The sequence below is a fragment of the Psychrobacter sp. genome (assembly GCF_030457785.1).
Classification (GTDB): Bacteria; Pseudomonadota; Gammaproteobacteria; order Pseudomonadales; family Moraxellaceae; genus Psychrobacter.
Window position 1 is genome coordinate 1 of the sequence record NZ_JAKDUI010000099.1, and the last position, 9,170, is coordinate 9,170.

Consider the following 9,170-nt stretch of genomic DNA (forward strand, 5'->3'; position numbering starts at 1 on the left):
ACAAACCATATAATAATTCAACAAGACTATTAATAAATAGCGCATTTCTCATGATGCTCTACAAAGCTAACATGTATTAGTAAGCACTATTGAATAACTGCCTTCCCTTAAATTCTCCTCACTTTCATTGAGATACCTTTATGATTACACAAAGTAGAAAACAGCATAAACCTAACCCTTTAAGTTGGAGCGTTAAGCGAACCATGCACCTTTCAGCCATTGCTTCGTTGGCAGTAAGCTCATCTATGATCCATGCTGAAGTATCACAGCAACAACCAATCAATGACAATGGCATTGAAATCAATCGTGGCGACAATAGGTCAGAACCAAGTACCACGCTACCAACTATCGTGGTCATGGCAGAAACGAACAAACAGGTCACGGAAAATACTGACAGCTATACAATCCCTGTCACCAGTAGCGCCACCGGTATGGGCTTGTCGGCCAAAGAAACCCCGCAAGCGGTCAGTGTGGTTACTAATCAGCAAATCAAAGATCAAAACTCAACCACCCTAATAGATGTGCTTAAACGCACGCCTGCTATCCAAGTAAGTAGCGTTGATGGCGCGCGTAATGGTCTTTCATCAAGAGGCTTTGCTATCAATAGCTTCCAAATTGACGGCTTAAATACCGATTTTGTCCAGCAAGCTGCCATGGGCGAATACTCTGCCAATACCGCGATGTTTGACCATGTTGAAACCGTACGCGGCGCGACTGGTTTGATGAGCGGCTCAGGCGACCCTTCTGCCAATGTTAACTTAATACGTAAACGGGCTGATAGTAGCGTTCCAAAAACAGAGCTATCCGCCAATGTTGATCGTTATGGGCAATATGGTCTCAGTGTTGATCGTAGTCAATCTTTAGTAGAAAGTGGCGCGGTACGAGGCCGAGTGGTGGCTAGCTATCAAGATGGTGATACCTTTATCGACCGTCAAGAATTGGGTCAAAGTCTGCTTTATGCCACAGTAGATGCGGACGTGGGCGACAGCACCACGGTCAGTGTGGGTGCTAGCCGTCAACACAATAAATCAAAATCAACCATGTGGGGCGGCTTGCCAAACTATCTAAGTGATGGGTCAAAAGCGGATTGGGATACCAGTAAAAATGGCAGCGCAGATTGGACAAACTGGGATTCTGATAATACCTATTACTTTGCAGATATTGACCATGATTTTAATGCCGATTGGAACTTGACCACCAATGCCAGCTATAACGAGAGTGACAGTAGTCCAAAGCTGCTTTATATGTATGCCAATGGCGACCAAGTCGTGAATCCTGATACCGGACTGATTTTTAACCTACACCCATTTCATGCCGATACCGAACGCAACCAGTTCAATGTTAAAAGCAAGTTAACCGGTAACTTTGATGCGTTGGGAAAAACGCATAAGCTCATCGTAGGCGGCTCCTATAGCAAAAGTGATCTTGATACTTTCACTTATAAGTCACCGCCTGATGGTATGTTGCCGCTCCCAGATTTTTCTGACTGGGATGGCAGTTATCCTGAACCAGAATGGGGAGCGCGCAATCGCAGCTCTGATGTCACAACCAAAGAAAAAGCCATTTTTGCAGCAACTCAGCTCAAATTATCGGATCCTTTAGCCGTGATTTTGGGAGCGCGTGTGTCTGATTTTGAACGCTCAGGTGTGCAGTATGGCCGTAACGTCAACACGGAAGCCAAACACATCTGGACACCATACGCAGGGATTACCTATGCGGTTAATGACAATCACAGTCTTTATACCAGCTACAGTGATATCTTCAAACCTCAAACTCAGCGTGATATAAACGGTAAATTCCTCGATCCTATCGAAGGTAAAAACTATGAAATCGGTCTAAAAAGTGAGTCAGATAATGGCACATTACAAAGCCAAGTGAGTATTTTCAGAATCGAGCAGGACAACCTTGCTCAACTCGATGGCGGTCAAATAATACCCGGCACCGATCTGGAAAAAGCCTACTACGGAGCAAAAGGTGCCACCAGTCAGGGCGTAGAAGTACAAGTGTCTGGTCAAATCAGCGACCAACTACAAGCGAGTGTTGGTTATACGCATTTTAATGCTGAAGACAACAAGGGCAAAACCATCAATACTGGCTTTGCTGATACCACGCTGAATCTGTTTGCCACTTATAATCTTGATCATATCATTCCTAATTTAACTATTGGCGGCGGCGTTGACTGGTCAAATGGATACTATGGTATTGTCAAAAACCCTGTGACGAAACAATCTGAAAAGTACGGTCAAGATGACGTGACGCTTGCCAATATCATGGCAAGATATAGCTTTAACGACAATCTTGAAGCGCAGGTTAATGTGAATAATTTGTTCAATCAAAAGTATCTTGCGGGCAGCACTTTTAGTGAATTGACTTACGGTGAGCCTTTGAATGTAGTCGGCAGATTAACCTATCGCTTTTAATCTTTCGCTTTTCACTTTTATGCCGATCATGACCTTTCACTTTCATACGCAGGCAGTCACATGAGTAAGCGCCGTAGCAGTCATGGTTTTTATCTACCTGAGTTTAAAGTCCTCAGTCGTATTTTTTTAGCGATTATTGGTAGCTATGGCATCGCGGTGCTTACGAGTTTGACGTTTTTGACCTTACCTATAGATGAGATTTCTGCCATCTATTGGGGTCAAATTGCTAGCGTTGTCGTATGTGCGCTCATCCTTGTCTTAGTATTTTCTTTGCGTCGTTTATGGCTGGCATGGACACTGATCGTCGGTATTGCAGGGATATTAGGGGTGATTGATTATGTCGCTATTTAGATTTTTCTTACCATCAGGCTGTTATTATGCCCTCAGACTCTACTAAGACCCAAACTGCCACAATGAGTAATATTCAGACAAAGGGTAAAACTAAAGTGAAGGGCTATCGAGTCATTTTATCTGACGTCCATACTTGGTTTGGCCTGTTATTAGGTTGGTTGCTGTTTACCATTTTTCTGATGGGCACGGTCAGTTATTTTAATAATGAGCTGACAGCATGGATGCAACCTGAAATTCCGGCACGCTCTCAGCAAACGCCATTCACGTCTTCAACATTTACGCACAACCAAAATGTGACAAATCTAGAAGATAAGTCAGATGGTTTTGCTATGGCAATCGCTCACTTACAGCAAACCCAAGCCCATGCCAAAAACTGGTTTATTGCTAAAGATATTAATGGCGATAATATTGCTCAACGTCTACATATTAATGTGACTACAGATGACAAAAGGCTAAAATATCAGTTTGATACGCAAACCCAAATGGCATATACACCAAGAGATACCGTAGGCGGTCACTTCTTTTATCGTATGCATTTTGATTTGCATTATATGAGTGTGATATGGGCCAGAATTATCGTCGGTATAGCTTCTATGATGATGTTGATTGCTATTATCACAGGCGTTATTGTCCACAAAAAGATATTTACGGATTTTTTTACCTTTCGTTGGGGTAAGGGGCAACGCTCGTGGCTTGATGCGCACAATGCTTTTTCTGTGCTGCCAATACCGTTCCATTTGATGATTACCTTTACCGGCATCATAACCTTAATAACCTTATATATGCCGTGGGCAGGCATGGTATCTGGGGTAGATAATGAGCAGTTTTTTAAGGAAATTTACTCTTATCGGGCAGCGGATGCAACCGAGTTACAGGCTGCCCCTATGGCTAGTATTGCTCCATTGCTTGCCACGACACAATCTGATTGGCAAAAACGCAACCCTAATTATACCGTGACCAGTGTCAGTATTAATCATCCCAATACTGACCAAAGTATGATTATTATCGACGGTAAAGCTGAGCATCAATTATCAACGTTAGGGGTATTTCGTATTTATGATGGGCAAACAGGGGAAGTACTCAAAGACAGTCGACCGCCGCCGCTCGCTGTCCAAACACGAGCGGTCATGATAGGTTTGCATGCAGGACGCTTTGCGGATAATTGGTTGCGTTGGTTGTACTTTTTATGTGGCGCAGCGGGCTGCGGTATGATTGCAACAGGCTTAGTGCTTTGGACGGTTAAACGTCGCCGCCAATTATTCACTATAGATAAGCCTGATTGGGGATTTTGGTTAGTAGAAAAGCTCAATATTGCGACGCTGGCGGGATTGCCTTTAGCGATGATAGGTTTTTTATGGCTCAATCGTCTATTGTCGTTAGAGTTATTAGGGCGAGGCAAGTGGGAGGTAGATGGGTTTTTTATCATCTGGGCGTTTGGTTTCTTGCTGACGTTATTACTCTCTAGTCGTCATGCATGGCGTCTATTATTATCATTAATTACTCTATTACTTTTATTCACACCGCTACTCAACAGCCTAACTACCGAGCGCGGATTGCTTCACAGTATCTTGAGCGTCGATGTGCTGTTTATCAGCTTTGACGTTATGTTTTTTATTCTAGCGCTGCTGTTTGCTTATATTACTTATGTGGTCAGTTTTAAGAAAGCATCTCACCAGCAAAAAATAAAGTCGCCTAGTCGTTCAAAGCTTCAGATGGAAAATGTATAGTATGTCTAACGCGCTGTTATCTGGATTGCTATTGGCATTTAATCTGCTAGGTATGATGGCATTAATGATGACCAGTAAAAGACATAGGAATAAGTTTCATCTCAAACGGCCACTCTTAGTCGCCGTAAGGTCAAACCTGCTATCTCATCATGATGAGCAGAAACGATATATCACTAAACAGCAAAGGTTACGATGGCTGGGATTGCTACTGCTATTGATAGGTTTCATTTTCCCTTTTTTTGCACCTCATACTGGTTATTTTATCGTTGTCTGGTTTGCTAGCTTAATCGTAGCAGCAGGAGTTGTATATTTAAGCATGGTTATTTATGAAAAACTGGCATAGCCAGTTTATATAAAAGCGCCAAATTCAAAATAAAATGCTGCTATAAAATTTCCCCGCTTGCAGTATGCTTTGATATTAAACATTTTAATAGTACGACTTATTAGCAATTATTCTAGCTGAGCAATTACTCTAACATAGCAATGGCGTCCGCACTGGCGCGTTGGCGTTCTTCTGCATTTAACTCTGTCAGCTTTCCTTCTTTCATCATCAACAAGCGGTCGGCATGCTCAAAATAACCGTCGTCATGACTGATAATAAACAGCGTTTTCCCCATGGCTCTTAATTCAGGAATCAGCGTTTGATAAAATACTCGGCGAAAAGCAGGGTCTTGGTCAGCAGCCCATTCATCGAGCAGCAGAAAGTCCTTTTGTTCGGTGACAGCGAGCAGCATGGCCAAGCGTTTGCGTTGTCCTTGTGACAGCTTGTCGGTAGACAATCGATGGTCAGTTACCGTCACTTTATCTTGCAAATTTAATTTATGTAGCCACTCAGTTACTAAGGACATATCAGGGTCATTGTCTTGACTGCCAATCAGTTGTTTAAAAAGATGTTGATCGCTAAAAATGGCAGAAAACAGCTGCCGATAATTGGTATTGTTATCCGAATCAATCGTTCGTTTGTCTACTTTTACAGCGCCTGTCGTAGGTATAAAGATGCCAGTAATTATTTTTGCAAGGGTTGACTTACCGCTGCCATTAGAGCCTATCAAAAACACCACTTCGCCACGCTTCAAGGTTAAATTGACTCCTTTTAAAATATCATCAGTAAGCGACTTATTTTCAGGTACACCTTCTTGTGTATGGTGGTTTATACCTTGATAGCGATAGCTCACATTGTTCAGTGAGATGGTCTGCCAGTCATTTGCTGCTATATTGGTTAAAAACGCTGGCTGATAATCAGCAAGCGCCAACGTCTGTATTTTATCTAACGCGACTTGCGCCGTTTGTAAAGTGGGATAAGCGCCAACGGCTTGTAGTAGGGGCGATTGCATAAATAAAATGGTCAAAGAAAAAGTGGTGGCAACGCTCATGGGAATATTCAGATAGTTTGAGACCGCAAAGACGACGCCAATCGCTGCAAACATCATAATGTTCGACCAATTCACTGCTGATAAGTGAAAGGTATCTGCTTTAATAACACGCTCTTTATAGGACTGGGCGTGACTCAAAAAATCATTGGTATACAGCTTTTGCGCGCGGTGCTGATTAAGTGCAAGCTCTTTTCGACCTTCGATAATAGATTGATAATCTTGATACAGAAGATCATTAATCTCCCTTAATTCTGTTAAGTGCTTATAAACGTGCTTCACCAAAATGGTGCTTATCCAAATCGTCATTACAATCCAAACCATGATGATCAGCAATAGTGGCAATGACAACCAACCCAAATATAAAGCGACTCCGCTAGATAAAATTACCCCTTGAACCAACTCTGGCATACGGACAAAGGCGACGGTAATCGATTGGATATCGGTAGACAAGCTGGCGAGTAGTTGGGCGTTTCCTAATTTGTCAATCTGCGGAATGTTGGTATCGATGATTTGTTTGACCAGCTTGGTTCTGAGCTCATACACAAATCTATGACCCAAGCGGGTTAGGGCATATTGTGATAAAAAAGTCGTGACCAATAGCAGAACCACTAACGCTGAAAAATAGCCTAAGCTCTGCCATGATAAGGTATTAAAAACAGGCTGACTGATAAAGGCGTGGTTAATATAAGCAATAATACCCACACTGACCGCCGCATTGACTAAATTCAATAAGATAACTTTGAGAAAAGGCAGACGATAATGCGACCAGATCATATGATATAGAGAAGCTGTAGCGCGAGAGGACATAAGGACTCAATAATAAAATGAATTTTGCGTATTTTTAGATAGCACAAAAGGGAGTAGGTGGTGCCTAATCCCTTTTATTTAACTCTGGTAATGATTCTATAACGACAATTTAATCAGTATAGTAGTCTCATTGGCGAAGCTTAGCGTTTAAATTTAAAAGTCAAACGTCGCTGAAACTTTTAAAGCCGTGGGTTCACCGGCATTTAAATAACCAGCATTTGTATAGCCACCGACTGATTGCCAATAATCTTCGCCCGTGACATTGGTTACCATGCCTTTTAAGGTAACATCTTGTCCGGCCAGCACGGTTTTATAGCGAGCTCCAAGATCTAACGTGGTATAACCGTCAACCTTTAAGGTATTGGCATTATCGGCATAGCGTGGGCCCGTATGAATGATTTCACCTGTTAAGGTTAATCCTTCGAGTGCCGCAACATCATATTCTAGATTGACATTGCTTTGTAAGGTAGGAAGACCAATGACTTTATTACCATCTAACGCAGCATCACCAGTGTCTTTTTGTTTGGCACTTAAATAACTGACCCCCGCATTTAGGCGCATATTTTCGCTAGGGCTACCAAATACGGTCAGTTCTACGCCTTGGTGACGGTTTTTACCAGCAGATATAAGGGTGTTTGAAGCATCGATATAGTCACGTGCGGCATCAGTGCGATATATTGCCAAACTACTGCCAATAAGCCCGTTGTCATACTTCACGCCAACTTCGGTTTGTTCGCTTACATAAGGGTCCAAAGCTTGACCAGCATTGGTAACAGGAGCATTGTTATTTGTCTGAGGGGCTGTTTTTCCTGGCGTTAAGCTTTCGATATAGTTACCGTAGAACGACCAATCCATGTTTGGTTGATAGGCAATACCGATACTTGGTGTCCACTCACTCTTATCGTAATGAGCAGTTTCTGCCTGCGTGTTGGCATCATAGCTGGTGGTTTTTATATTTTGATGACGTACACCCAACGTGGTTTTCAGTTTGTCATCGAACAGCGATATGGTGTCTGCTAGCGCAAAGCTTTGGAGTTGCTTTTCATTGGTTAATTTTGGATCGTCTAAATTGCCGCCAAACGTAGTTGTACTTGTAAAAGGGACTTCCGTGTAGTCGGTAGGGCGGTAAAAATTGGTCGCTAGCTGATTGCCAAAATCATATGCGAATGCGCCTTTTTCTTCTTGATCATAGAGGTTTGCGGCCAACACTAAGTTATGAGCCACTTCACCGGTTTGTAATTTACCACGTAGACCAAGCTCGGCACTTTGTACCAAATCTTCTCTAGAGTTATCAAAACGATAAATCGTGCCCGCACCATCAGCACTGTTTACGGTTAAGGTGGCTAGTGAGTTTTCTTCCTCGCCACTTCGTATGCCGTAAGCACCATAAGCGGTGAGATTGTCATTAAAATCATATTCACCTCGAATGGTACCAAAGATATCTTTTTCATCTGAGTACGTCCAAGGCTGCGCCCAATTTTTTGAGCCGTCTGGCGCTTTTGGTACGCTAGAAACACTGCCAAGATTGACACTAGGGCGAGTCTCTTTGAGTTTGTTATCTTGCCAGCCTAAATCTGCTGATAGACGATATTGCTCGCCTTTATAATCTAGCCCAAGCGCTGCCAATCCCAATGTTGAAGATTCATCATCGATGGCACTATCGCCATCTTGATAAGCGGCGTTAAAGCGCACGCCAAATGCATCCTCAGTGCCAAAACGGTCACTCACGTCGACGGCAATTTTACCTTGGTCACCTTGACCATAACCAAGCGTTAATTGGCGTAGTGGGTCATTACTAGCACGTTTTGGTAATAGGTTAATCGTACCACCAGCATTGCCGCCACTAGGCGCTGCACCATTTAGCATGGCAGAAGCGCCGCGTTGGACTTCAACACGCTCAAATAATTCGGTGGCGATATACTGTCGGGGCAAAATACCATATAGGCCATTAAACATCGTATCATCTGATGTGGTGATGAAACCGCGCATAAAGTAAGCTTCTTGAAAGTTACCAAAACCTCTGGCCACGCGGACAGTTGGGTCTTTTTTGAGCAGGTCGCCCACGCTTTGTGCTTGTTGGTTGGCAATGTATTCGTTGGTATACGATGTAGTAGAAAATGGCGTATCCATGATGTCTTGATTGCCTAAAATTCCTACGCGGCTTCCGGTCGCCACTTGGCCACCTTCGTAAGCATCTGGCAATCCATCCGCTGACGCATCCGCACTACTGGTCACTACAATCGTATCAAGTACCACACTTGGTACATCTGATTGACTGTCATTATTTATATCGGTTTGTGCCCACGCCGCTTGGCTTGCAGCAAGTAAAACGACTGAAGTAGAGAGGTGAAAGATAGACAGTGATTTTACTGAAAATGGGTGACGCGCTCTGTTAGTTGCTTTGAGGCAAAATAGAGCAGAATATAGGCGAGACAATTGCATGAATGTTACCAATATGTAAGTTAAATCACTATTATAATGATAAGCATTTT

The 9,170-nt window shown here is 42.9% G+C and carries 5 protein-coding genes; 3 read left to right on the forward strand and 2 right to left on the reverse strand.

Annotated elements, in window-relative coordinates; translation table 11 throughout:
- Window positions 1-203 precede the first annotated feature (203 nt).
- From L0J61_RS06340 to L0J61_RS06350, 3 genes are read left to right on the forward strand one after another with little or no spacing between them, the layout of a single operon-like run.
- Window positions 204-2,420 (forward strand): TonB-dependent siderophore receptor, encoded by a 2,217-nt coding sequence (locus tag L0J61_RS06340; protein ID WP_301465489.1) that lies wholly within the window; start codon window positions 204-206, stop codon window positions 2,418-2,420.
- Between the two features lie 60 nt (window positions 2,421-2,480).
- Window positions 2,481-2,771: a hypothetical protein gene (locus L0J61_RS06345; protein WP_192520477.1), complete on the forward strand. Its 291-nt coding sequence runs from the start codon at window positions 2,481-2,483 to the stop codon at window positions 2,769-2,771.
- Between the two features lie 26 nt (window positions 2,772-2,797).
- A complete protein-coding gene (locus L0J61_RS06350; RefSeq protein WP_301465490.1) occupies window positions 2,798-4,498 on the forward strand; it encodes a PepSY domain-containing protein in 1,701 nt (566 codons plus the stop codon).
- A gap of 467 nt (window positions 4,499-4,965) precedes the next feature.
- Here the strand turns inward: L0J61_RS06350 and L0J61_RS06355 are convergent, their stop codons facing one another.
- Both L0J61_RS06355 and L0J61_RS06360 read right to left on the reverse strand, forming a co-directional pair.
- Window positions 4,966-6,678, reverse strand: a complete 1,713-nt coding sequence (locus L0J61_RS06355; protein WP_192520474.1) for a multidrug ABC transporter permease/ATP-binding protein — start codon at window positions 6,676-6,678, stop codon at window positions 4,966-4,968.
- A gap of 153 nt (window positions 6,679-6,831) precedes the next feature.
- Window positions 6,832-9,120, reverse strand: coding sequence for a TonB-dependent siderophore receptor (locus L0J61_RS06360; RefSeq protein WP_192524204.1), 2,289 nt, complete (start codon window positions 9,118-9,120; stop codon window positions 6,832-6,834).
- Window positions 9,121-9,170: the final 50 nt, after the last annotated feature.

Excerpts from the sequence above, each read along its gene's own strand:
- L0J61_RS06340 (WP_301465489.1), top strand. The coding sequence starts at position 204 with ATGCACCTTTCAGCCATTGCTTCGTTGGCAGTAAGCTCATCTATGATC.
- L0J61_RS06345 (WP_192520477.1), top strand. The coding sequence starts at position 2,481 with ATGAGTAAGCGCCGTAGCAGTCATGGTTTTTATCTACCTGAGTTTAAA.
- L0J61_RS06350 (WP_301465490.1), top strand. The coding sequence starts at position 2,798 with ATGCCCTCAGACTCTACTAAGACCCAAACTGCCACAATGAGTAATATT.
- L0J61_RS06355 (WP_192520474.1), bottom strand. The coding sequence starts at position 6,678 with ATGTCCTCTCGCGCTACAGCTTCTCTATATCATATGATCTGGTCGCAT.
- L0J61_RS06360 (WP_192524204.1), bottom strand. The coding sequence starts at position 9,120 with ATGCAATTGTCTCGCCTATATTCTGCTCTATTTTGCCTCAAAGCAACT.